At 37.0% G+C, this 26671-nt stretch carries 22 protein-coding genes, 2 pseudogenes and 1 riboswitch; all 24 genes and pseudogenes read right to left on the reverse strand.

Translation table 11 applies throughout. The features are described 5' to 3' along the window. Window positions 1–187: 187 nt before the first annotated feature. The 24 genes and pseudogenes from AB1284_RS14050 to dapA all read right to left on the reverse strand — a co-directional run bounded on the left by AB1284_RS14050 (window position 188) and on the right by dapA (window position 26665). Window positions 188–1111 (reverse strand): dipeptidase, encoded by a 924-nt coding sequence (locus AB1284_RS14050; protein WP_429754239.1) that lies wholly within the window; start codon window positions 1109–1111, stop codon window positions 188–190. 177 nt (window positions 1112–1288) lie between these two features. Beyond that, window positions 1289–1549: a stage V sporulation protein SpoVS gene (spoVS, locus tag AB1284_RS14055; protein ID WP_020059065.1), complete on the reverse strand. Its 261-nt coding sequence runs from the start codon at window positions 1547–1549 to the stop codon at window positions 1289–1291. Between the two features lie 151 nt (window positions 1550–1700). Beyond that, the gene (locus AB1284_RS14060) at window positions 1701–2495 is read right to left on the reverse strand and encodes a TIGR00282 family metallophosphoesterase (RefSeq protein ID WP_429754238.1); all 795 of its coding nucleotides are present in this window, start codon (window positions 2493–2495) and stop codon (window positions 1701–1703) included. 183 nt (window positions 2496–2678) lie between these two features. Beyond that, window positions 2679–4241: a ribonuclease Y gene (gene rny, locus AB1284_RS14065; protein WP_429754237.1), complete on the reverse strand. Its 1563-nt coding sequence runs from the start codon at window positions 4239–4241 to the stop codon at window positions 2679–2681. A gap of 318 nt (window positions 4242–4559) precedes the next feature. Then, window positions 4560–4985 (reverse strand): annotated as a pseudogene (locus AB1284_RS14070) (recombinase RecA); the annotation flags it as partial. Between the two features lie 321 nt (window positions 4986–5306). Then, window positions 5307–5921: pseudogene (recA, locus tag AB1284_RS14075) on the reverse strand (recombinase RecA); the annotation flags it as partial. A 151-nt stretch (window positions 5922–6072) separates the two neighbouring features. Next, window positions 6073–7311, reverse strand: coding sequence for a competence/damage-inducible protein A (locus AB1284_RS14080; RefSeq protein WP_429754236.1), 1239 nt, complete (start codon window positions 7309–7311; stop codon window positions 6073–6075). 21 nt (window positions 7312–7332) lie between these two features. After that, window positions 7333–7911, reverse strand: coding sequence for a CDP-diacylglycerol--glycerol-3-phosphate 3-phosphatidyltransferase (pgsA, locus tag AB1284_RS14085; RefSeq protein ID WP_429754235.1), 579 nt, complete (start codon window positions 7909–7911; stop codon window positions 7333–7335). A gap of 64 nt (window positions 7912–7975) precedes the next feature. Next, entirely contained in the window at window positions 7976–8869 is an 894-nt protein-coding gene (locus tag AB1284_RS14090; protein ID WP_429754234.1) for a helix-turn-helix domain-containing protein, read from the reverse strand. A gap of 21 nt (window positions 8870–8890) precedes the next feature. Next, window positions 8891–9676, reverse strand: a complete 786-nt coding sequence (locus AB1284_RS14095; protein ID WP_336483086.1) for a DUF3388 domain-containing protein — start codon at window positions 9674–9676, stop codon at window positions 8891–8893. A gap of 147 nt (window positions 9677–9823) precedes the next feature. Then, window positions 9824–10072 (reverse strand): DUF3243 domain-containing protein, encoded by a 249-nt coding sequence (locus AB1284_RS14100; protein WP_429754233.1) that lies wholly within the window; start codon window positions 10070–10072, stop codon window positions 9824–9826. Between the two features lie 110 nt (window positions 10073–10182). Continuing rightward, complete coding sequence (gene ymfI / locus AB1284_RS14105) at window positions 10183–10896, reverse strand: elongation factor P 5-aminopentanone reductase (protein WP_429754232.1); 714 nt, start codon at window positions 10894–10896, stop codon at window positions 10183–10185. A 21-nt stretch (window positions 10897–10917) separates the two neighbouring features. Next, window positions 10918–12204 (reverse strand): EF-P 5-aminopentanol modification-associated protein YfmH, encoded by a 1287-nt coding sequence (gene yfmH, locus AB1284_RS14110; protein WP_429754231.1) that lies wholly within the window; start codon window positions 12202–12204, stop codon window positions 10918–10920. 1 nt (window position 12205) lies between these two features. Beyond that, window positions 12206–13480: an EF-P 5-aminopentanol modification-associated protein YfmF gene (gene yfmF, locus AB1284_RS14115; protein WP_429754230.1), complete on the reverse strand. Its 1275-nt coding sequence runs from the start codon at window positions 13478–13480 to the stop codon at window positions 12206–12208. Between the two features lie 123 nt (window positions 13481–13603). Then, window positions 13604–14563: an ABC transporter permease gene (locus tag AB1284_RS14120; protein WP_429754229.1), complete on the reverse strand. Its 960-nt coding sequence runs from the start codon at window positions 14561–14563 to the stop codon at window positions 13604–13606. Next, window positions 14564–15622: an ABC transporter permease gene (locus AB1284_RS14125; RefSeq protein WP_336483092.1), complete on the reverse strand. Its 1059-nt coding sequence runs from the start codon at window positions 15620–15622 to the stop codon at window positions 14564–14566. After that, on the reverse strand, window positions 15615–17147 hold the full coding sequence (locus tag AB1284_RS14130; protein ID WP_336483093.1) for an ABC transporter ATP-binding protein: 1533 nt from the start codon (window positions 17145–17147) through the stop codon (window positions 15615–15617). Before AB1284_RS14130 ends, AB1284_RS14125 begins: the two co-directional genes overlap by 8 nt. An 81-nt stretch (window positions 17148–17228) precedes the next feature. Continuing rightward, a complete protein-coding gene (locus AB1284_RS14135) occupies window positions 17229–18311 on the reverse strand; it encodes a BMP family lipoprotein (protein ID WP_429754228.1) in 1083 nt (360 codons plus the stop codon). Window positions 18312–18398: 87 nt separating this feature from the next. Further along, entirely contained in the window at window positions 18399–19124 is a 726-nt protein-coding gene (locus AB1284_RS14140) for a GntR family transcriptional regulator (protein WP_336483095.1), read from the reverse strand. A gap of 236 nt (window positions 19125–19360) precedes the next feature. Continuing rightward, a riboswitch (purine riboswitch) is annotated at window positions 19361–19463 on the reverse strand. Window positions 19464–19832: 369 nt separating this feature from the next. Then, the gene (locus AB1284_RS14145; RefSeq protein ID WP_429754227.1) at window positions 19833–22202 is read right to left on the reverse strand and encodes a DNA translocase FtsK; all 2370 of its coding nucleotides are present in this window, start codon (window positions 22200–22202) and stop codon (window positions 19833–19835) included. A 359-nt stretch (window positions 22203–22561) separates the two neighbouring features. Then, a complete protein-coding gene (locus AB1284_RS14150; protein ID WP_429754226.1) occupies window positions 22562–22768 on the reverse strand; it encodes a YlzJ-like family protein in 207 nt (68 codons plus the stop codon). Then, window positions 22765–23514 carry a ClpP family protease gene (locus AB1284_RS14155; protein WP_429754225.1) on the reverse strand — a complete coding sequence of 250 codons (750 nt, stop codon included), beginning with the start codon at window positions 23512–23514 and terminating at the stop codon, window positions 22765–22767. The genes AB1284_RS14150 and AB1284_RS14155 overlap by 4 nt, the downstream gene beginning before the upstream one ends. 103 nt (window positions 23515–23617) lie before the next feature. After that, window positions 23618–25288, reverse strand: a complete 1671-nt coding sequence (locus tag AB1284_RS14160; protein WP_429754224.1) for a ribonuclease J — start codon at window positions 25286–25288, stop codon at window positions 23618–23620. Between the two features lie 498 nt (window positions 25289–25786). Continuing rightward, window positions 25787–26665 carry a 4-hydroxy-tetrahydrodipicolinate synthase gene (gene dapA / locus AB1284_RS14165; protein ID WP_429754223.1) on the reverse strand — a complete coding sequence of 293 codons (879 nt, stop codon included), beginning with the start codon at window positions 26663–26665 and terminating at the stop codon, window positions 25787–25789. Window positions 26666–26671 lie beyond the last annotated feature (6 nt).

Raw genomic sequence — 26671 nt, forward strand, 5'->3', positions numbered from 1 at the left:
AAGAAACTACAATGGACACAAATAATACCTCTTCTGATTTCAGTAAATGTTTTGTATAATATTAATTCGTTTACAATTCTAGCTCTACCACAGTAAAATTGCAAGAATTTGATACAATTTTATTGTGTATTTTTCAAATTTTCTAATATTTATTCTTTCCTTCTATAATCTTTTATATAATAAAAACTTAGAATGAAATATGATGTATAAAATTACGATATATGAAATTGTTCACTTGCTCTTCTTTATATCGTTTTAATAGTTCATTTATGACATATTCATAATGTTCATACCGTTCTACATGTACCACTGTTTCTGTTATTCCATCAAAATCTGATCCAAATCCAACATTCTTTTCTCCACCAAGCATACATACATGCTCAACATGGCATAATATATCATCCACACAAACAGACTTGTTTGCTGCTAAAAACATCGGTACAAATGTTATCCCAATCATTCCATCTTTTTGGATCAATGCTTTTATTTGTTCATTCGTTAAGTTTCTTGGATGCGGACATAACTCGTAGCTATTCGAATGAGAAGCAACGGGATGATTTGCAAGTTCCATCACGTCCCAAAACCCTTTCTCTGACAGATGAGAAACATCTGTCCATATCTTGTAACGATTTAAATCTTCCACTACTTTTTCTCCAAACAGTGTTAGACCACCAGCTCGAGACTCTAACGCTCCAGCAGCAACTAAATTCGCGTAATTCCAAGTAAGTCCAACAGAACGAACACCAAGATAGTACAACGTTTGTAGCTTTGTTAATTCTTTTCCAATTGCATCGCATCCTTCTAAAGTTAAAAGCGCTCCTATATCATCTGTACCTAATTGCTGAATATCTTCTTTTGTCCGAATCCATTTTATATTCGGCAGTGTCAAAATTTGTTCGTGAAATATATTTGCCATCTCTAATGCAACTACAAATCGCTGTCCATATGGCACTTCTTCCGGCACATAAATGGCAAAACACTGAACACTGCCGGCCTTTTGTTTTAACTGATTGTACGTAATATGTAAAGAAGATTCATTTTGAAAGTTTTTTTTCCCTTTCCCCATCCATAACTGCCATAATACATCACAATGCGCATCAAAAATTTTCAAGATTCGTCATCCTTCCTTCTTGAGGTGGCATTATTTTCTATTATATTTTTACAGTTGGAAGTAAATCTCTTCTCACAAAAAATAATAAAGTGAAACTTCCATCAGTGAAGGAGCTTACTCCGCCCGTTAATATAGGATAAAAATGACCTGTTTGCAAATGCAAACAGGTCATCCAATTTAACGAGGCTCTACAATTAATTTAATCGCTGTGCGTTCTTCACCATCAATCATAATATCTGTGAAAGCTGGGATACAAATCAAGTCCACACCACTCGGCGCTACAAATCCTCTCGCAATTGCTACTGCCTTCACGGCTTGATTCAATGCACCTGCGCCGATTGCTTGCATTTCTGCTGAGCCACGCTCACGAATAACTCCAGCAAGTGCACCAGCTACAGAGTTAGGTACCGAAGTTGCTTTAACTTTTAATATTTCCATTGCACGTTTCCTCCTCGTTTCTTTAAAAAAGTATTAGCGATTGAATTCACTTTTAACTTATATTCACGAGCAATGGTTCATATTCCTGCTAAAACCCTGTGATTTTTCTAAAAAATTAAAATATATTTTCTTTTCTAATTTTTCTTGTTTTTTATTCAAAAAATGGCTGATCATCATTAATTAAAATACGATCAATTTTCTTAGCTTTTCCTGTATTTGGATCCACGTCAATTAAAACGGCACTTAACTGTGTTCTTCCATTCGTCACTTCAAATCGTACTGGAAGGTTTGTTAAAAATTTCTTCAGCACAGCTTCGCGTTCCATCCCTAAAATCCCATCATATGGACCTGTCATGCCAACATCTGTAATATAAGCTGTTCCCTCTGGCAAGATACGATTATCAGCAGTCGGAACATGTGTATGCGTTCCAACAACTGCTGTAGCGCGTCCATCTACATACCAGCCAAGTGCTTGTTTTTCACTCGTTGTTTCAGCATGAAAATCAACAAAAATAATGTTTGTACGCTTTTTCGCAATCTTAATCAATTCATCCACTTTACGGAATGGACAATCGATTGGCGGAAGGAATGTACGGCCTTGTAAATTAATCACTGCAACTTCTATACCATTACAGTTTACAAAAATAAGTCCTTTTCCTGGTGTTCCTTCTGGAAAATTTGCTGGCCTTGCAAGATACTTTGCATCATCGATAAATTCAAAAACTTCGCGGTTATCCCATGCATGGTTTCCAAGTGTAACAGCCTGTGCACCGCACTCTAAAAAGTTACGATAAATTTTCTCTGTAATTCCACGTCCACCTGCAGCATTTTCTCCGTTAATAATTGTAACTGTAGGTGTATACTTTTTCTTTAATGCAGGCACGTAATCTTGAATCATTTTTCTTCCTGGTGAGCCTACTACATCCCCAACAAATAAAATTCTCATATTTCTTACCCTTTCTATCTATACATTCTTCGTAGTTTATGTTCCTAAGCTGTAAACTCAATTTATAAAAAATACAGATGTACTCTCATTATCTTTTTTCATAAATTGTTTCCGATTCTACAGGCTTTTCTATATTGTGTCCATTCCCGGCACAAAAAAATAAAGTGGTGTAACACCACCACTTTATTTTGCGTATTCAACTGCACGTGTTTCACGAATAACAGTAACTTTAATATGCCCTGGATAATCTAGTTCATTTTCAATACGTTTTCGAATGTCACGCGCTAAACGATGAGCCTCTAAATCATCAATTGTATCTGGTTTCACTAGGATACGAACTTCACGTCCAGCTTGAATTGCATAGGATTTCTCAACACCTTCATAAGACTCAGAAATCTCTTCAAGCTTTTCAAGACGACGAATGTAATTTTCAAGCGTCTCACTTCGTGCCCCAGGTCTTGCTGCTGACAGTGCATCCGCCGCTGCCACAAGAACTGCGATGATAGAAGTCGGTTCCGTATCACCATGATGAGATGCAATACTATTGATAACAACAGGATGCTCTTTATATTTTGTCGCAAGCTCAACACCAATTTCAACGTGGCTGCCTTCAACCTCATGGTCGATTGCTTTTCCGATGTCATGTAATAAGCCAGCACGACGAGCAAGTTTTTCGTCTTCACCTAGTTCAGCTGCCATTAGTCCAGCTAAATAAGCAACTTCCATAGAATGCTTTAAGACATTTTGACCGTAGCTTGTTCTAAATTTCAAACGACCTAAAATCTTAATTAAATCTGGATGTAACCCGTGTACTCCTACTTCAAAAGTCGTTTGTTCTCCAACTTCACGAATATACTCATCCACTTCACGTCTTGATTTTTCAACCATTTCTTCAATACGTGCCGGGTGAATACGTCCATCTTGTACAAGTTTATCAAGAGCAATACGAGCAGTTTCACGACGAATTGGGTCAAAGCCTGATAAGATTACCGCTTCTGGTGTATCATCGATGATTAAATCAATACCTGTTAACGTTTCTAGCGTACGAATATTACGACCTTCACGTCCGATAATACGTCCCTTCATCTCGTCATTTGGAAGATTTACAACTGAAACCGTAGTTTCAGCAACGTGATCAGCAGCACATCTTTGCATAGCTAAAGATAAAATCTCTTTCGCTTTCTTATCTGCTTCTTCTTTTGCACGTACTTCAGTTTCTTTTACCATAACAGCGATTTCATGCGAAATTTCATTTTCAACTTTTTCTAGGATAATGGCTCTTGCTTGCTCACGTGTTAGGCTAGAAATACGCTCTAATTCATCTTGCTGTTTTTGTACTAACTCTCCCACTTTGCTTTCCAAATCTTCAATCTGCTGTTGTCTTACTACAAGAGATTCCTCTTTCTTCTCTATCAATTGTTGACTTTTCTCAAGCGATTCGTCTTTTCGATCAAGGTTCTCTTCTTTTTGCATTAAACGATTTTCTTGTTTTTGTAACTCGCTTCTTCGGTCACGAATTTCTAATTCCGCTTCTGTACGAAGTGTATGAATTTCATCCTTTGCTTCTAACAGCGCTTCTTTTTTCAGTGCTTCTGCTTGACGATTTGCATCTTCTACAATACGCTTCGCTTCATTGGCCGCACCGTTAATCTTCGCTTCTGCAATGGACTTTCGAACAAAAAATCCAACAACTGCACTGACGATGGCCAGCAAAATGGAGATGAGTATCCAAACTACATTACTCATAATTTCACCTCCTCTTGCTATGAATGAAAAAAGACTGCATGGATGTACATTGTTTGCACTTGCAACGTACAGCAATGACTGTCGTCCCGCCTTTTCAAGGGACTTTCTTCATTTCACAATTAAAATAGACATATGCTTATTTCGGAAAGTATAAGTCCTATCCGAATGTTACTTCTCTTCTTGAGAAGAGTGTATCGTATATATTACAAGAAAAAATATACATTATCATTGTATCTACCGCTATTTTCATTGTCAAGCGTTGTCTACTTTTACTTTCTTTACCTCTGCAAAAAAATAAAAGACACGAAACCGTGTCTTTTAACCATCAAGAAGATTCATATCTTCTCCGCTTCCAGATGCCGCTTCTTCACCAATGCCATGATGTTCACGAATAAAGAATGCAATTTCATCTGTAACTTCTGGATTTTCTTTTAAAAATTGCTTCGCATTTTCACGCCCTTGTCCTAAGCGTTCTTCATTATAAGAGTACCAAGCTCCGCTCTTTTGAACGATATCAAGTTCAGAAGCCATATCTAAAATTTCGCCTTCTCTTGAAATTCCTTCTCCGTACATAATATCAACTTCTGCTACACGGAAAGGAGGTGCTACTTTATTTTTTACTACTTTCACTTTTGTTTTATTACCAACAATGTCATTGCCTTGCTTTAACTGCTCAGCACGACGCACTTCAAGACGTACTGTTGAATAGAATTTCAACGCACGACCACCTGGAGTTGTTTCTGGCATAATTCTATAGATTTTCCATCTCTATAGCGTGGACTATCTCTTCATCTCTTTACAGAGAGCCTTGCACTTCCAGCAGGAGCCTATCTTCTGCCGTACCCTACTCAGTTAACTTTAAAAGTTCTTTTCGGTAGTCTCTACACCTTCTTCAAATAAACATGAAGCTTGGCACGGTATTACCCTATTATTTGGAGGGCTTCACCGTTAGCAGCTATATAGCTACACCCTTAGGCAATAAGGTTCACAAGGTTTTTGAACATGCTATCACTAGCAAGGGAAACCCATAGTAAACTCCTTAATCTATAAAGATTAAGCAACCATTTGTTGATTTCCAAACATAACCCCAACTTTTTCACGAATTTGGTTAATAAAGATTGCAATTGTTTTTGACTTGTTAATCGCACCAGATAATTTACGAAGAGCTTGTGACATTAAACGTGCTTGTAAACCGACGTGAGAGTCACCCATTTCTCCCTCAATCTCCGCTTTTGGAACAAGTGCTGCTACAGAGTCAATAACAATAATATCAATTGCACCGCTTCGTACTAATGCCTCTGCAATTTCTAATCCTTGTTCTCCCGTGTCTGGCTGAGATAATAATAATTCATCAATATTAACACCTAGTTTTTGTGCATATACAGGATCCATTGCATGTTCTGCATCAATAAACGCTGCTTGTCCACCTTGGCGTTGTACCTCTGCAATCGCATGTAAGGAAACTGTCGTTTTACCTGAACTTTCAGGTCCATAAATTTCAATAATACGGCCACGTGGATAACCACCCACTCCAAGGGCAACATCAAGTGCTAACGAACCACTTGGTACAGTAGAAATCTTTCGTTCCGCTTGCTCTCCTAGTTTCATAATAGAGCCTTTACCGAATTGTTTTTCTATTTGTTTTAACGCCATATCTAATGCCGCTTGACGATCACTCATTCAAAAATTCCTCCTTAACTTAAATGCTAATCTTATTATAATATCTTCTTTCCATTATGCCAACAAAAATCGAACGTTTATTCGATTTTTTATTTTCCAGTAGACGAAAACCTGTATTCCTCCATATAAAATAATAGAAGCTAGAAGAGATTTATATCTCTTCTAGCTTCTTATACAGATGATAAAATCCATATTTGACAGTTCGTTCACGAATTTGCTGGCGACTTCCACTTAATGTAAGCGGTATAACAATCGTCGGCTGTTCATCCATTGCTAATCCAATAAATACTGTCCCAGGCTCTTTTCCTTCAGACGCCTCTGGCCCTGCTACTCCAGTAAAGCTAATTCCGATATTCGCTTGCATAAGTTTTTTTACATTTTCAGCAAGATAGCGAGCACATGATTCACTAACAGCTCCATCCGTTTGTAAAATCTCTTCTGGGACATGTAAAATATGTTGCTTTACGTCATTGCTGTAACAAATTACGCCTCCAGTAAACACAGAAGACGCACCAGCAACTTCAGTAATACGCTCACCAAATAATCCGCCTGTTAAACTTTCAGCACATGCAACCATCAAACCTCTTTGTTTTAACAACGTAATTGCTTTTTTATGAAGAAGATCTTGATTATATCCATAAAAAAATTGTCCTACCCTTTGTAAAATCAATTTTTCTATATCATTTATTAGCGTTTCAGCCTCTTTTGCATCATGATGCTTTGCAGTTAAACGAAGCGTTACTTCTCCTTCAGAAGCAAGGGGAGCAATCGTTGGATTCGTTTGAGCATCTATTAAGTCTTGAATCGTTGCCTCTAATTGTGATTCCCCAATTCCAAAGAATCGAAGAGTACGAGAATATAGATTCTCACCAGATGTAAAAGGAAGTAGCCAAGTTTCTACATAACTTGTATACATTGGATTCATTTCTTTAGGTGGTCCCGGAAGTAAAATATACACCTTGCTATCTTTGCATAATCCCATCCCTGGAGCCATTCCATGATCATTGGCAAACACAGTTGAACCCTTTAAAACAAGAGCTTGTTTTTTATTATTTTCCGTAAACTCTCTTCCTGTTCGTTTATAATAGTCCGCAATTGAAGCGAGCGCTACTTCATCATATACAAGCTCTTCCTGCAGAGAAGAAGCAATTGTTTCTTTCGTTAAATCGTCTTTTGTTGGTCCTAATCCACCTGTAAAAATCAATATATCTGCACGTTTTTGAGCAATTTCAATTGCTTGACGCAAGCGATTATTGTTATCTCCTACAACAGTGTGATAGTATACATCAATTCCGATAGCTGCCAGCTTTTCTGATAAAAATTTGGCATTCGTATTCGCAATTTGTCCAAGCAATAACTCTGTACCAACCGCAATAATCTCTGCATTCATCTGCTATTCCCCCATAAGCCGTTATTTCGAATTGACAAAAACCTCTCTATTTTTCCAGAAATAATCCCATCCTGAAATAATCGTAAAAATAAGCGCAATCCATATTGAAATTTCTGCAATTGGAATATGAATTAAATTGAATGGAACATCATGCAACAAGTAGGCAGAAATTGCAATAACTTGCATCCACATTTTAATTTTCCCAGGCATTTTTGCAGCCGATACTTCCCCAGTGCCAGCTAATACGAGACGCAAGCCTGTAACGGCAAATTCTCTACTAATAATAACAACTGCTATCCAAGTTGATACAAAATGTAAATCTACAAGCGTAATTAATGCTGCAGATACCAATAATTTATCCGCCAAAGGATCTAAAAATTTCCCTAGGTTCGTTACAAGATTATGTTTTCTTGCTAAATGCCCATCAATCCAATCTGTAGCAGAAGCAATAATAAAAACGATAGCTCCAGCTAAGTGTTGAATTGGCAATTCTACATCTCCAATTGTGTATGCACCCCAATCAAATGGAACGAGCATAATAATTAAAAATATAGGAATTAAGCAAATTCTTGATACAGTAATTTTATTTGGTAAATTCACAGCTATTCCTCCATCATGTCAAAAACGGTTTGTGCATTGAAAAAAGTCATCGGAACGATGACTATTATTGCGCAGGTTGTTCTCCTAAGTTTTTAATCACCCAAATTTGATGATACGTGTCTTCTGGCTTAATTGGGTAAGCAACAACTTGCCCATTAATTTTAATGTCAACATTTGGAGCACTACCAATGTTTAACCGCACAACATTTTTTGACCATAAATCCTGTTGTTGAGTTTGCCCTTCTGTTAAAGTACCCTTATAGAGTACATTATTATTTTCATCTTTAATATCCACATAACTTGTACCTTTTGCAGTAACTTCTAATTTGAATGCTTTGTTATTGCGAAGTTCCAATGTAGATACGTTATCTTTTGTCTCAACAAATTTAACCTCTTCTTGACCCGTAGCTGGTTGTTGTTGCTTCGGCTGTTGCTGCATTTGTTGAGTTTCCCCTTCTTTCTTTTGATCTTCTTTCTTTTGATCAAGAGGTGAATTTTTCGCTTTCTCTACTTCTGTTTGTGCACTTTGCGCTTGTTTTACTTGGCCGCTGTCTTTGTTTGATACAAATCGGAAAACAAACCAAATTGCAACACCAATTGCAATGATAAGCACTGTAATTAAAATTTTAGGCATATGATCTGCAATCGGTGATGAAGTTGCTCTTTGTACAGTTTCCTGCGTTTTTTGTCCTCTTGAAATTTGCGGAACATCTTGAGAAGCTGACTGCGGTATCTCATGCTTATACTCTTCTAATACTGCCTCTCCATTAAGACCGACCGCTTCTGCATATTGCTTTATAAAGGCACGCGCGTAAAAATCCCCAGGCAATATACTGAAATTTCCTTCTTCGATACTAATCAAATAACGTTTTTGAATTTTCGTAACTTCTTGCAGCTGATCGATGGAAAAACCTTTCTGTTCTCGTGCTTCTTTCAGCTTTTGTCCTAATTCCGTCAATGCTAACACCTCAATATTTCTTTAAAAGTCAAACATGGAAAAATTATTTTGATTTCCTTGTTCAATTTCATCTACTAGGTTGTATTGAATTTCTTCATCGTAATCATTTCGTAACTCAATAATGTAATCAAAATCCTCAAGGGTATATTCTGACTGACTCACAAATATATCTGGATGCTCTACAACCTTTGTCGCTGGCAATCTCATAATTTCGCGAACAAGCTGCCAGTGCCGTTCATTTGCGCGCTTCGTTGAAACGATTCCATCTAAAATAAAGATATTATTATCATTATATTCATCTTCAATTAATTGACTACGCACCGTCTGTTTAATGAGAGTCGATGATACAAAAAGCCACCGTTTATTCGCACAAACACTCGCCGCAACAATAGACTCTGTTTTTCCAACACGCGGCATTCCGCGAATTCCAATTAATTTATGGCCTTCTTTTTTCATGAGTTCCGCCATAAAATCCACAAGCAAGCCTAGTTCATCACGAACGAAACGAAATGTTTTCTTATCATCCGCATCTCGCTGTATATACCTTCCATGTCGAACTGCTAACCGATCACGAAGCTTCGGTGAACGATATTTCGTTACGGTTATATTATCCATCGTATTTAGAATTGATTCAAGTCTAGAAATTTGTTCTTGATTATCGCACATTAACAATAGTCCACGCCTAGCGTTGTCTACCCCATTAATTGTTACGATATTAATACCAAGCATACCGATTAACGAAGAAACGTCACCAAGCAAGCCAGGTCGGTTTTTATGTATTTCATACTCAAAATACCATTCAATCATTTGATGACACTCCCCTTGCTTACTTTACACCTACGTACTATATTATATGATTTTCCTCTAATAGGAAAGCGAAATGTATAATAGAACTCGATTTAATCTAGAGATTTTTAACATCGACAAAAAAGGGAGGATTCCTCCTCCCTTTTCTTACTTATGGTTTACCATTTTCACCATTAAGTTTGCGATTGTATGTTGCTCTTGCTCATCTGCAACTTTCCAAAGCTCCGCCAATAATTTTTCTTGGTCATTACGCGCTTCTACTTCATTTGCTAAATAATCACCAATGCGATAAGCCATGTCATTAATCGCTCCGCCATCTAGCCCTTTTCCTTGCGCTTGTTCTAAACGCTCTCCTAAAAAGCCTTTCCATTGTTCAAAGTTTTCTAATACTGACATTATTAAGCACCTCACTATAAAGTAATGGAGTCATGTTTACTATTTGCTATTATGTTCTTTTTTATGTATGAACAAAAAGCACAATACAATATTCCTTACTTTAGTAATTGTTAACAATGCCAGCCCCCATTAACCCCAATAATTTGACCTGTTATATAAGATGCTTGTGGAGAAATGACAAACGCTACCGTATTTGCAACTTCTTCTGCCATTCCTAATCGCCCAAGCGGAATTTCTTCTGCAATATCTTTCTTTTCCTCATCCGAAAACACACATAGCATCTCCGTTTCAATTGCACCAGGAGCAACAGCATTCACTCGTACACCGCTTAGTGCAACTTCTTTTGCCAAAGCTTTTACATACGAATTTTGCGCTCCTTTTACCATAGAATATAACACTTCACATGAAGCACCTATTTGTCCCCATATGGAGGAGATAATGACAATATTTCCACTTCGATTTCGAATCATTGAAGGCAGTGCAGATGAAACAAGTTTATATACATTTTTCACTTGCAGCTCCACCATCTCATTTAATTGTTCATCTGTAATATCGGTCGTTAATCCAAAGATACTTTTTCCAGCTGCATATACTATAGTATCAATTGGATAATGAATTTGAGACCATAGACGCTCAGCACCATCCGCTTCTGATAAATTAGCTTGAATTGGAATAATACCTTCTAGTTCAAGCTGTAACTCCAGAGCTTTATTTTCACTTCGGTTATAATGGACATATACCGTATACCCATCTTTCACTAACCGCCTTACAATGGCAGAACCGATTCCTCCGCTTCCCCCGGTAACTACTGCATATTTCTTCATTCTTTTCCTCTCTCTACTACATCATTTTTTGGGAAGAACTTGGCAAACACTTAACCGTTCTTCTTTTAAAAAGTCCTTCGCGGCTGTTTGTAAATCTTCAACTGATAAACTTTCCAAAACAGATAATGCATCAAATAAACTGGAGCCATTAAATGCATAGCGTGTGAATTGATTTGCAATATATTCAGGTGAATTTAACGAACGTAAAAAACCACCTATTTTTTTCTTTTTCACACGCTCTAACGTTTCATCGCATAACTCATCATAATTTGTTTGCAATAAAATATTTGTGATTTGCTTTGCTAATTCATCCGGTTGTTTCGTATCTCCGCCAATCATCGCAAAACCGAAACTGCTTTCTTCTGTATAGTCGTACGAAAATGTATCATCAATTAAACCTTCATTATATAATGTTTCATAATGAGTGGAACCTTTTCCAAATAAATAATCTAATAGAAGGGTTAAAGCAATTTCTTGTTTCAGCAAATCTTTTCCTTCTTGCTTTAAGTCCTGTGTTTTCACACCAACTAAACATTTTGGTGTTTGTACCGGCATTGTAATAACCATTTTTTTCTCGTTTACTTGTTCTGGTTCTTCATCAAAAGACCGAACAATTTCAGATTGAGCGGTATAATTTTTCTTCGCTTGATTTTCACGTACTAAATTCATTGTCTTCTCTGGATCAATAGAACCGACAATAAATAATAACATATTGCTTGGGTGATAAAATGTATGATAGCACTCATACAGTAAATCTTTCGTAATTTTGCTAATAGAATCAATTGTTCCGGCGATATCAATCTTTACAGGATGTTTCCTATATAAGCCGTCAATTAATCCAAAATATAAACGCCAATCAGCATTATCTTGGTACATTTGAATTTCCTGGCCAATAATTCCCTTCTCTTTTTCAACCGTTTGTTCAGAAAAGTACGGTTCTTGCACAAAATCCAATAATGTCTCTAGGTTTGTTTCAACGTTTGATGTGCAAGAAAATAAATATGCAGTTCTTGTAAAAGATGTGAATGCATTTGAAGAAGCTCCTTGTTTACTAAATAATTGAAACGCATCATGGTCCTCTTTTTCAAATAATTTATGCTCTAAAAAATGTGCAATTCCATCCGGTACACGGAGCATCTCATCTTTTCCAAGCGGCACAAACATATTATCAATAGAACCATACTTTGTCGTAAATGTTGCATACGTTTTATTAAAACCTTGCTTCGGAAGGATATATACTTCTAAACCATTCGAAAGTTTTTCGTAACATAACGTTTCTTTTAATTGTTCGTATACGATTTTTTCCATCTTAAACACCCTCCGTTCCGTGTAAGAAGTAAATTGTATCTAGCTGGATATTTTTAGCCACTTTAACAATTGCATCTTTCGTTACCCGTTCAACCCCTGTTAACCATTCTTCTACAGGGCGTTCATAATTTGCAATTACTTCATGATATAGAAGTTCCACAAGACCGCGCGGTGTATCAATTGTCTCTAAAATTTGATTTTTAATTACACTTTTTGTTTGTACGACTTCCTCATCAGTAAAATCACCATTTTGCATCGCTGTCATTTGTTCTTTAATAATCGTAACAGCTTTTTCATAATTTTTACCCTCAATTCCAGACATCACGAACAGAAGTCCTTTGTGACTTTCATAACGAGAAGCAGCATAGTATGCCAAACTGTTTTTCTCACGTACATTAACAAATAATTTTGAATGTGAAAAACCACCAAACAAACCATTGAATAACTGCAATGCAAAATAGTCTTCATCACGATACGTAATATATGTGCGGTATCCAATATTTAATTTACTTTGTTTTAGTTCTTGTTTTTCTACAACTTCTTGTTCTTCTTCATTTTTCTTATGCAACAGTATATTTCTTTCTTTCACCTCACGTTTAGAAATAGAGAAATACTGTTTCACAAGGTCAAGAGCCCCCTCTTCAATATCACCTATAATATATAAATCCATTTCATCTTCTTCTAACACTTTTTTATAATATTGATACAGCGTTTCACTTGTAATAGCAGAAACACGTTCTTTTTGACCATTCGCACTTAATCGATATGACTCTACTTTACACATCTCTTCAATAAGGCGTTCATTAGCATAACGCATTTTATCATCAAACGTAGATTCAATACGCTGCACAAGCGCACGTTTCTCACTTTCCACAACCGTTTGTAAGAAACCATTTCCTTCTGTTGCTGGTTTTAGTAAAATATCAGCAAGCATAGCAAGCGCTTTTTCAAAGAGCGGCGGCGCTTCTTGTAAATACGTTTCATTGGCAATGTCTATATAAATAGAAATAATATGATCTTCACCTTTTTTACTTACGTCTACAGCTAATGAAGAGCCATATAACTCCTCTAAATATTGCCGAACACGAATAACAGATGGGTGTGTTTCTGTAGCACTTTGTAATACATAAGGAAGTAATGCTCGCTCTGTTACTGTTTCTTCACATAACGGCGCCTTCAAGCGCAATACAAATGTATTCGTTTTATACTTGTCTGTTGGAATCATATGTACGCGTAATCCACCTAATTCATGTCTTTCTTGTTTTATAAGCTCCATTGGTAAACCTCCTCTAAAAAGGAATTTTCTTCTTCAATATACAGTTTTCACAAAAGAAATTGCAACTTTTCTCATGTATTAACGTTATTGTATGTAAAAAAGCTTGCACTAATGTGCAAGCTTTTATCGTTTCCCTTTTTCATATGGTGTTCCAAGCGCTTTTGGAGCTTCGGAACGTCCAACAAAACCGACAAGTGCAAAAATTGTTAATACATATGGTAATATCGTTAAAAAGACACTTGGAATTTGATCTAAACCTGGAATTGTACCGCCTGTAACGCCAAGTGATTGTGCGAATCCGAAAAATAACGCTGCACCTAAGGCTCCAATTGGATGCCATTTCCCAAAAATCATGGCCGCTAACGCTAAAAATCCTTGTCCTGTAATTGTAGCACCCGAAAAATTATTTGAAATAGATGTCGCGAATACAGCACCACCGACACCTGCAAACATACCTGATATACAAACTGCAACATAACGCATTTTATATACGTTAATTCCCATTGTATCAGCTGCCATCGGATGCTCTCCAACTGCACGTAACCGTAAACCAAATGGTGTTTTATAAATCACATACCAAACAACAAATGCTAAAATAATTGCAATATAAGAAGTTAATGGTACATCAGAAAAGAAAATCTTACCAATAACTGGAATGTCAGAAAGACCAGGAAGATCAATTTTTTCAATACGGTATTTGATAAAGTCAGTTTGACCTTTTCCGAAAATCTTTTTAATTGCAAACACTGTTACTCCTAATGATAAAAAGTTAATCGCTACTCCACTAACAACTTGATCAGCACGGAATGTAATCGTCGCAACAGCATGAAGAAGTGCAAATAACCCTCCGCCAATTGCTGCAAAAATCAGCGCAATCCACGGCGTCATCGCTCCCCACGTATCCCCCATTAATAAAGTTGTAATAACACCAATAAACGCCCCAAACAACATTAAACCTTCTAATGCAATGTTAACAACCCCGGAACGCTCACTAAACACGCCGCCAAGCGCCGTAAAAATAAGCGGCGCTGCCGTATATAACGTACCTGTGACAAGAATGGCTACAATATCTAGGAAACTCATTTATTTCCCCTCCTTGCTAAAACGAGAAAGTGCCCATCGTAAAACGTAGCTGCATGCTACAAAGAAAATGATACAAGCAACAATGACATTAATTAATTCAGATGGAACATTCGCTTCAAAGTTCATTTGCGGCGCTGCACTTTTCAGCCCGCCAAATAAAAGTGCTGCTAGCAAAATACCAAATGCATTATTTGCACCAAGAAGAGCAACAGCAATACCATCAAATCCTATTCCTGTAAAAGAAGTCATCGCTGTCATACTTTGGAATGTTCCAAGCCCTTCCATCGCACCGCCAATTCCAGCAAACGCACCAGCTATTGTCATTGACAATATAACATTACGCGACACTTTCATCCCTGCATATTTGGAGGCATGTTGGTTAAATCCAACTGATTTTAGCTCGTAACCTAATGTTGTTCGTTCTAATAAAAACCACATAATAATCGCCATAATAATTGCTACAATAATTCCCCAGTGCAGGCGAGAACCGCCTGTTAAAGATGATAACCAAGAAGAAGCTAGAGATGCACTCGCTTGTATATCATACGATTTTTCATTTCCTTCATGTAAAAAACGTTTAATAATATCATAAGTTACATAAAGCGCGATATAGTTCATCATAATTGTAACGATAACTTCGTTCACCTTGTATTTCCCTTTTAAATATCCAGGAATAAATCCCCACAGTCCGCCAGCAAGGGCTGCAACTAATATCGATAACGGAATATGTAGAAAGGCTGGCAGAGAAACGGCATAACCGAACCAAACAGCAGCGAGCCAACCAACTAATAATTGTCCTTCTACCCCGATATTAAACAAACCTGTACGAAACGCAAATGCTACCGATAAACCCGCAAGAACAAGTGGAATCATCGTTCGCAGTGTTTCTCCTATCGCGCGTGGATTTCCAACCATTCCATCCCATAATGCAGCATAGCCGGCGATTGGATCGTATCCGGTCGTAATCATAACAATGGCTCCAACAAGTAAACCAAAAATAACGGATAATACAGGTACTAAAATATTAATCGTTCGCTCCGTTAAAAACTTTTTAGCCATTTGTATTCACCTTCTCTTTCTTCTTTCCCCCAGCCATTAATAGACCTAGCTGTTGTTCATTTGTTTCTTTCGCATTCACAATGTCCACAATTTTCCCTTCATAAATAACAGCGATGCGGTCACTTACATTTAAAATTTCGTCTAGCTCTAGCGAGAGTAGTAGCACTGCTTTTCCTTTATCACGCTGTTCAATTAGCTTTTTATGAATAAATTCAATTGCCCCGACATCTAAACCGCGTGTTGGCTGTGCAGCAATCAATAAATCCGGATCACGGTCCACTTCACGAGCAATAATTGCCTTTTGCTGATTTCCTCCAGATAACGCCCGTGCCGGTGTATGCTCACTCGGTGTACGAACATCAAACTGTTGAATTAACGACTTTGCTTTTTCATATACTTTCGAAAAATTCAAAACACCTTTTTTGGAATACGGATTTTTATAATATGTTTGAAGTACCATATTATCTCCAATAGAAAAATCAAGAACGAGCCCATGTTTATGACGATCTTCTGGAATATGTCCAACGCCTTCTTCTGTAATGCGCCTAACCGGCCAATTCGTCACGTCCTTCTCTCTTAGCGTAATAGAGCCTGACTCAACTTTTCGTAAACCAGTAATCGCTTCTATTAATTCACTTTGTCCATTTCCATCGATTCCTGCAATACCAACAATCTCTCCTGCACGAACAGTTAAGTCAAGTCCTTTTACGGTAGGTAATTGACGTGCATCGTGCACAACAAGATTAGAAATCTTAAGTACATCTTCACATGGTTTGGCGTCTGACTTTTCAGTTTTAAAATTCACTTGACGTCCGACCATCAATTCTGCAAGCTTGTTTTCATCTGTATTTGCAACGTCTACCGTACCAATCCCTTTTCCCTTACGAATAATTGTACAACGATTACACACTTCCATAATTTCTTTCAACTTATGTGTAATAAGAATAATAGATTTCCCTTCTTGTACAAGCTTTTTCATAATATGAATAAGCTCTTGAATCTCCTGCGGTGTTAATACAGCTGTAGGTTCATCAAAAATTAAAATCTCCGCCCCGCGATAGAGCGTTTTCAAAATTTCTACACGTTGTTGCATTCCAACAGAAATATCTTCTATTTTCGCATATGGGTCTACCGCTAATCCGTATTGCTCAGATAATTTTTTAATTTCTTTCGCCGCTTCATCAATAGCAATTTTACCGTTTTTCTTCGGTTCATTTCCTAGAATAATATTTTCTGTGACTGTAAAATTATGAACAAGCATAAAGTGCTGATGTACCATTCCAATCCCGAGGTCATTCGCCACATTCGGATTTGTAATTTTTACAGGCTGCCCTTTAATTTTAATTTCTCCTTGTTCTGGTTGATACAATCCAAACAAAACATTCATAAGTGTCGATTTTCCAGCACCATTTTCTCCAAGTAAAGCATGAATTTCTCCCTGTTTCACTTGCAGCGTGATATTATCATTCGCTACAATCCCCGGGAATACTTTTGTAATATTGTTCATTTCAATTACGTATTCCATATTATTCCTCCTTGACAGGACAAAGTTCTTTATATATACAAAGGTTAGTTCTAAGAACTAACCTTTGTTATTTCTCTAACATTATTTTTTAAGAGAAGCCTCGTAAGTTTTGTACTCTTCTGGAGTAGATGGTACTTTAATTTCACCGTTTATGATTTTCTTTTTATATTCTTCTACTTTTGTTAAAATCTCTGGATTTACTTTTTTCACATTATCAGTTGTTTTTGCAATCCCGATACCGTCATCTTTTAAACCAAACTCTTCTGTTTTACCGCCTGTCAACTTGCCATCTTTTGCTTCTTGTGAAACTTTTTCTACTGCAACATCAACACGTTTTACCATTGAAGTTAATGTTACATTTTCCGGCATACCTTCCTGGTTTTGGTCGCGGTCAACACCGATTACCCAAACATTTTCACCTTTTTTCTTACGGTTTTTCGCTTCTGTGAATACACCGTTACCAGTTGCACCAGATGCATGATAAATTACGTCAACGCCTTGGCCATACATTGCAGAAGCTAATACAGACCCTTTTTCTGGTTTATCAAATGCTTCAGCATATTGAGATACAACTTCAATATTTGGATTTACAGCTTTCACTCCAGCTTTAAAACCAGTTTCAAACTTTTCAATTAACGGGCTTTTTACACCACCGATAAAACCAACTTTATTTGATTTTGTTGTCATTGCTGCAACTACACCAACAAGGAAGGAACCTTCATGGTCTTTAAATACAATGCTCGTTACATTCTTTTTGTCCGCTACTGCATCAACAAGTGCGAATTGACTTTTCGGAAATTGATCTGCCACTTTTTCAATTGATTTTTGCATTAAGAATCCAATTCCGAATGTTAAGTTATAATTTGTTTCTGCGAATTTTGTTAAGTTAGGAATATAGTCTGCTTCCTTAGCAGATTGTAGGTAACGATACCCTTCGTTTTCTTTCAATTTACTATCTTTACCAAACTGCGTTAAACCTTCCCAAGCGGATTGGTTAAATGATTTATCATCTACTCCACCAACGTCTGTAACCATACCAACCTTAAAGTTCTTATTTTCTTTTCCCTCTTTTTTGTCACTTTCCTTATTCGTGTTACCACAAGCTCCTAAAAGTGTGCTTGCTGCTAATGTTAATGATAATAAAATTCCAGCTTTTTTCTTCATAGTAAAATCCCCTCCTAAAATATGTATCTTTCATTTATATAACCATGTCCCCGCTTCCTTGCTGTCACCTCCCTAAAAGGAAACACTTTACATTCGTTTTCTTAACACATGAAAGCTAAATTTATCTGCTCGGAAATAGTTAATAGAATATAAAATCGGTTCATCATTTTGATCATAGTGCATTTGCTTTAGTACAAGTAGTGCTGTTTCTGGCTCACACTCTAAAATTGGTGATATTTTCGGATGATAGCCAATCGGTTCAATATGAGCAACAGCATACGTAATGCGTTTATTTGTGTTTTTATGAATAACCGTAAGTAATGATTCTTCTTTGTATTCTGACAAATCAGGAAGAACCTCTTTCGGCAGCTTATCAACACAATATACAACAGGTTCCCCATCTGCTGTACGAACGCGTTCAATCATAACTGTTTCAAAATCATCTTCACTATGAAATTTCTCTTTTTCTTCTTCTGTTAAATTACCTATGGATGATGATAAAAATACTGTACCTGGCGTTTTCCCTGCACTAGTAATCATATCTGTAATACTAGATAATTGTTCAATACCTGAAGAAAACAAAGGTTTTGCATTTACAAACGTCCCTACACCGTGCCTACGAATAACAACATTTTCTTCTTCTAAGATTCGAAGTGCTTCTCGCAATGTGGCTCTACTGACGCCTAACTCTTTTGCTAGATCAAATTCGGATGGTAGCTTTTGCTTCTCTTTATACACCCCGTTTTTAATCTTTTCTTTAATGTGGTCAATCACTCGTAAATATAAATGTCGACTATCTGACTTTACTGACATAAGACTCCCCTCGCACTTCACTTATTCGACCTCTGATGTAAGACCTCTTTTCTCTTTTTTCCACAATTACTATATCATGGATGCCCTTAATTAAAAATAAGAAAATTTAAATTTGTCGAATAAATCCTAATAGTTTTTTTAGGTGAAATTTTCTTTCTTCAACCCATAAAAAAAACTTTGTACACCTACATTTCTCATATGCTGAAAAAGTCAGGGACAAAGTTATAATACACCTTGTATTTACACTTTTTCCTCATAGTCTAGCTAATTTATGGTTGCTAGGTAGAAACTTATGGACCTTATTTCCAAGATTATATGAGGTTTATTTTGATTCCGAAGTAATCGTACCACTTGATATGATTGCTGTCAATACAATCCAACAAAAAAATCGAACGTTGGAATTAAATAATTTATAACCATTCGTATTCTCATCAAAACACGCCATTAGTAAGCGTTATCATTTTTATTTAATAAAGAAACCGACTAGAAGTATTTCTAATCGGCTTTATTATCTCGCATGAACAGGCAATTATCCCCCATTCATGGAAGTTTCACCTTACCCCGCACTAACGGGCAGTAAACCCCCATCTCAAGATTCAGAGAAAACGAAGAAAATAGATGGAGAATAACTGCCCATAAGAGCCCGATTGGGCAGAATTTTCATCAGCGGGGAATAAAATCTCTCCTACTGATAGAAGTTTCACTTTATTACGAACTTTTCTCTTGAATATCTTTTACTAATACTTCACGGGGCTTACTTCCTTCATACGGCCCGACAACACCATTCATTTCCATCGCGTCAATTAAACGTGCTGCCCTTGTATACCCAATACGGAACCTCCGCTGCAACATAGAAACTGATGCTGTCTGCATATCGACAACAAGCTGAACTGCTTCATCATATAAGCTATCCTCTACTTCTTGTGTTGTTTCTGGTACATCTTGCGGGATCATATCCTCTTGGTACTGCGCTTTTTGCTGCGTAACAACGTATTCTACTACTTTCTCTACTTCCTCATCCGATAGAAACGCTCCTTGCACACGAACCGGTTTAGAAGCACCAATTGGTACAAACAGCATATCACCGCGTCCTAATAATTTTTCTGCTCCCCCTGTATCAAGAATCGTTCTTGAATCAATTTGAGAAGAAACTGCAAAAGCAATTCGCGATGGAATATTCGCTTTAATAACACCAGTAATAACATCCACAGATGGACGCTGCGTTGCAATAATTAAATGAATACCAGCTGCACGTGCCATTTGTGCAAGACGCATAATCGCATCCTCTACATCTGAAGAAGCAACCATCATTAAATCCGCCAACTCGTCCACGATAACAACAATATAAGGAAGTTCGGGTTGCTTCGCTTCGGATTGTTCGTTATGTTGCTTTATATACTCGTTATAACCTTCAATATTACGCGTTCCACTATGAGCAAATAATTCGTAGCGACGTTCCATTTCACTGACCACTTTTTTTAGCGCTTGTGACGCTTTCCTCGGATCTGTTACAACAGGCGTTAATAAATGCGGAACACCATTGTATACATTTAACTCTACCATTTTCGGATCAATCATCATTAGTTTCACTTCGTGCGGCTTAGCGCGCATTAAGATACTAGTAATAATTCCGTTTATACATACACTCTTTCCGCTACCAGTTGCTCCTGCTACAAGTAAATGAGGCATTTTATTCAGACGAGCTAGTACAGCTTCTCCTGTAATGTCACGCCCAAGTCCAATTAATAACTTTTCTTCTGGATGATTATTTGCTTTTGAATCTAACACTTCTCTTAACGTAACGATTGCAACTTCTGAATTTGGCACTTCAATCCCGATAGCTGATTTCCCCGGAATTGGGGCTTCAATTCGAATATCTTTTGCCGCTAAAGCTAATGCCAAATCATCACTTAAACTAACAATTTTACTTACTTTAACTCCCATATCAGGATACACTTCATATTTTGTAACAGCTGGTCCTCTATGAACCTTTGTTACTTTCGCTTTCACACCGAAGCTTTGGAATGTTCGTTCCAACTTACGTGCATTTTCATAAATCGTTTCATTTTCATTGGTCACTTGCTTATTCTTCGGAAACTTTAATAGCTCTAAAGAAGGCAATTTATAATCTTTATTTTCAACATCTGAAAAATGCATTGGCGGTGCTGCTGTCTCTCCAGCAAGAGACTCAACAATTTTCCCGCCTTTCTTCTGCTTCGGCTGCTCCTCTTGCATAGGCAGAGATTCTTCTAGATTTGTTTCAGAAATAAGCGATTCATTTCTTATTGGATCTGGTGTTGCATAGTTTTCAGTAAAGTTTGATATAATTGGCGGCACTACATCAACCTCTTCTACACTCTCTTCTAACTCCGGTACTTCTTGCACATGACGTTCACTTCGCGTACGAGCAATCTTTTTCTTTTCTGTTTTTTCAGCAGCACGTTTTGTTTGCCACTCTTTGTAATCGCCTTGCATCGTTTCAAATTGCCCTCTGAGTATACGCCCAATCGGTGCAAGCACCTCGCCTATATGTTTATTTGTAATACATAGTACACCAAGTAAAATGAGAATCATTCCAATTATGTATGCGCCAACCTCATCAAATAAAAAGTAACATGTCGCAAACATAATAGCCCCAAACATTCCCCCGCCTAAATGAACCGTGTCGACTCCTTTTTTCATTTCATGAAAAAACAAATCTTTCGTAGTCACAATAACAGATGAACTTTGTACCGCTCCATCTTTTGTTAGGAGGTTGACTAGTGTAATATGACTAAACATGAGCACAGCTAATGTGATTAAATATATACCAATCAATCGTTTGTGCAATAAATTTGGCCACCCTCGTTTTATAACAAACGCTATAGAAAGAGCAATAACTCCGAGTACTCCAAGTATGTACCATTCCCCAAAGAAAAAGCGAAAAAATAGCACGAATGCTTTTCCGACAACACCTAGCTGCATAATTGTAATGATGGAGAGCGCAAAAAGAGTCAAACCGACGATTTCGTAGTACAAAGTTGGCTTTATGGTACGTCTTGCTTTTGTTTTCGTCCCTCTTTGCTTTTGTTTTGCCATTTCTTCACCTCAAATTCCAATTCAAAATATAACTTTTTGTAAAACAAGTGTAGTTTCCATCCCGCTCTATTGGCTGTAAATCTTCTTCACGTTATCTTACCAATGGATAATTTTAAACCAAATACAAATAAAGTAAAATCTCCATGAATGCAAGGTTTCATCCCTCACATCGTTAGCCCGAACAATCGAGATTTCACTGGAAATTATCCCGCTCCTATCTTCTTTGTTTTCTTAGAATTCTGAGGTAGATGATAATTTCACGCGAATAGCGGGATAAATTGAAGAAAGCAGCCTATACACGGCTGCTCCACCTTCTTGTTTTTTATATTATACCATAGCTCATAAACAAAATCCTGCTTTTACGAAAAGGATATTTTCTGCCCTGGCTCATATTGTAAAAAATGCTGGGGATCTGTACTTAATACACGTACAACAGAATAATCATTTTCATTCCCCATTTCAACAACCATATCAATACCATCTACATGTACAAGTTTCTGCCTTGTAAATTCTGTATGATCCATCGGATATATGAGTTGTTCTGGCATAATAGTATACAAAATCATTGTAATAACGCCCCGCTTTGTTCAGCTGATGCTTTCGCATCAATTAATTCATTTAATTTTTTGACCGCTTGACCAATTCCTCCAACATCATCAATTAAACCATACTTCACCGCATCTCCACCTACAACATTTGTACCAATATCTCTAGTCAAATTCCCTTTCGCAAACATTAACTCCTTAAAACGATCTTCCGTTACTTTTGAATGCTTTGTTACAAAACGAATGACACGCTCTTGCATCTTATCTAAATACTCAAATGTTTGCGGAACACCTATCACAAGGCCTGTAAGACGAATAGGATGAATCGTCATTGTTGCTGTTTCTGCAATGAATGAATAATCTGTTGATACAGCAATCGGCACACCAATTGAATGACCTCCACCAAGAACAATCGATACTGTTGGTTTTGAAAGAGAAGCAATCATTTCAGAAATCGCTAGACCCGCTTCTACATCTCCTCCAACTGTATTTAACAAAATTAATAGCCCCTCAATTTTAGGATTTTGTTCAATCGCTACAATTTGAGGAATTACATGTTCGTATTTCGTTGTTTTATTTTGCGGTGGCAATTGTACATGCCCTTCAATTTGCCCTACAATTGTTAAACAATGAATACGCGATTCATTTAATTGTGGAACATTTGTCTGTCCAAGTTGCTGAATTTTCTCTAGCACAGAAGCTTCTTTCGTTTCTTCTTTTGTCTCGGCCTCTTTTTCTTCATTTTTCATTTCATCACGCTCTACCATATCGTATCCCCTTTCTCACGTATACAACTATTATTTGTTAAGTTGTGAATTTCATTCGACGGAGAAAAAAAGAAAAAGCTGCCTACAAATAGGCAACTTTCTCTTATACTTCCATGATAATTGGTAAAATCATCGGTTTTCTCTTTGTTTTTTCAAATAAAAATTGTCCGAGTAACTCACGAATATTTTGTTTTAACGTTGACCATTCAATAGAATATTCTTTAATAGATTGTTCTACAATTGTGCGTACAATATCAGTTGATTTTTCAATTAAAGCTTCTGACTCACGAACATAAACAAATCCTCGTGAAATAATTTCTGGTCCAGAAATTATCTTTTTCTCATCTTTCCCAAGCGTTACAACAACGACTAAAATACCATCTTGTGATAACATTTTACGATCACGTAAAACGATGTTTCCAACATCACCAACGCCTAATCCATCAATCAACACATTTCCCGCTGGAACCTTACCGGCAGGTTTTGCCTCTCCAGCTGTGAAGGAAATCACTTCACCTTTTTCCGTGATAAAAATACGGTCTGAGTGAATACCAACATCTTGAGCTAAACGGGCATGCGCCTTTTGCATGCGGAATTCACCATGTACAGGCAAGAAATATTTCGGTTTCATTAAGTTCAACATTAGTTTCAATTCTTCTTGACTACCATGACCTGATACATGAACTTTCTTTTCACCGTAATACACTACATCAGCACCTGCTCTAAACAATAAATCAATTGTCCTTGAGACAGATGTTTCATTCCCTGGAATCGGCGATGCAGCAATAATAACCGTATCACCTTTACGAATTGCAATTTGTTTATGGGCTTGTCTTGCCATTCTAGAAAGAGCTGCCATTGGCTCACCTTGGCTACCAGTCGTTAAAATTGCTACCTTTTTCTCAGGATAATTATCAACATCCTGTAGTGAAATTAACATACCTTCTGGAATATTTAAATACCCTAGATTATTCGCAATATCAACAACTTTTACCATACTTCGTCCAACTACTGCTACTTTACGCCCAGTTTCATACGCTGCATCAAAAACTTGTTGAATACGATGAACGTTAGAAGCAAATGAAGCTACAATAATACGGCCCTCTGAATTATAAAATACTTTAGAAATCTCCAAACCAACTTCTCTCTCGGATCCAGTATAGCCAGGACGTTCTGCATTGGTACTATCAGATAATAAGCAAAGCACACCTTCATTTCCGATTTGCGCCATCTTCCCAATATCTGAACCATTATTTCCAATAGGAGTTTGGTCAAATTTAAAATCACCAGTATATACAATTGCACCTTGCGAAGTATGGAAGCAAACCCCTACTGCATCTGGAATACTGTGTGTCGTTTTAAAGAAGGAAACGGTCGTTGTGTCAAATTCTACCGTAGTATTAGAATCGATCGTTTTTAAATCCACACGACCTAACATACCCGCTTCTCCTAATTTTTCTTTCACAAGGCCATTCGTTAGCTTCGTTCCATAAACTGGAATATCCAATTTTCTTAACACATAGACAATACCACCAATATGATCTTCATGACCGTGTGTTAAAAATAGTCCTTTAACTCGCTCTTTATTTTCCACTAAATATGTAATATCAGGAATAACAATATCTATTCCAAACATCTCTTCTTCCGGAAACATAAGTCCCGCATCCACAATAAAAATTTCAGAATCAATTTCAACGCAGTACATATTTTTTCCTATTTCGCCCACTCCACCGAGAGCGAATACTTTTACAGTATCTATCTCTTTTTTCTTCATGTTGTTGCCTGGTTTAAAAATGTTGTAAAAACTGATCCCACTAACATTGTAGAGAAACCAGGGGAAACTCCACCATCATTTTTCAGCATCTAAAACGAAGGTCTTATCGCTATGCGATATCACGTTTTTTCGTTTTTAAACCAGGTTCCACCTCTCTTTCATTATATAAATCAAATATTTTATGTAATTTCATTTAAAATCCGATAATCCGTAAAGTTTTCCCATTTTTGCTAAGTGTACCCGTACAAAGCTACTTAGCCATATTATAACTGATACAAGAAATAGAACACAAGCTAAATTATAAGAAAGAAAAGAGAAGAATATGTATCAGATGATAAACTGAAGTCATTTCATCATTTCCTCTAAGTAATAAAGCGAAACTTTCATCTGTGGAGATTTTCTCTGTAGACAGAGGATTTTACACTGCCCTAAAGTAGTGAGATGGAGTAGGAAACATAAAAAAGTGACTTAGTACATTCCACTAAGCCACTTTTTCTATTAACGAGGAATAGATTGTATAACTTCAAGTAATTGCATTCTTTCTGCTTCAGTTAATGGTAGAAGAGGTAAACGAACAGAACCAACGTCTAATCCTACGATTTGCAGTGCCGTTTTGACAGGAGTCGGACTTGGTGCCATAAAGAGCGCATTCGTCACTCTTACTAACAATTGATGAAGCGTTTGTGCTGTTTTCATATCACCAGTTTGGAATGCTGCAATCATGTCTTGCATCTCATTACCAATTACATGCGATGCAACAGATACAATACCTTTCGCTCCAATCGCCATCGCTGGCAATGTTAAGCCATCATCGCCGCTGTATACAGCAAAACTATCATCAGTCTTTTCAATGATTTCTGTCATTGTTAATACATCGCCGCCTGCATCCTTAATTGCAACAATGTTTGGAATTTGCGATAAACGAACAACTGTGTCAACAGAAATTTGTACAATAGATCGGCCTGGAACATTGTATAACATAACCGGCAGTTTTGTACTTTCAGCAATTGTTTTAAAGTGCTGATACATACCTTCTTGGCTTGGTTTATTGTAATACGGTGCAACTAGCATAATTGCATCTACACCTACTTCTTCTGCTTTTTTCGTAAGCTCCGTAGAAGCATGTGTATTGTTGCTACCAGTTCCAGCAATTACAGGCACTCTTTTATCGACAACAGATACGACATGGCGATATAACGCTACCTTTTCTTCAGATGTTAATGTAGGAGACTCACCTGTTGTTCCACCTACAACAATCGCTGTTGTGCCGTTATCAATTAAATAATTTACCATTTTTGTTGTCTTTACAAAATCGATATTTCCATTTTTATCAAATGGTGTGACCATCGCCGTTGCAATTGTCCCAAAATCTATCATGGTCTC

It is taken from the genome of Bacillus sp. S2(2024), from assembly GCF_050474045.1.
Lineage (GTDB): Bacteria > Bacillota > Bacilli > Bacillales > Bacillaceae_G > Bacillus_A > Bacillus_A yunxiaonensis.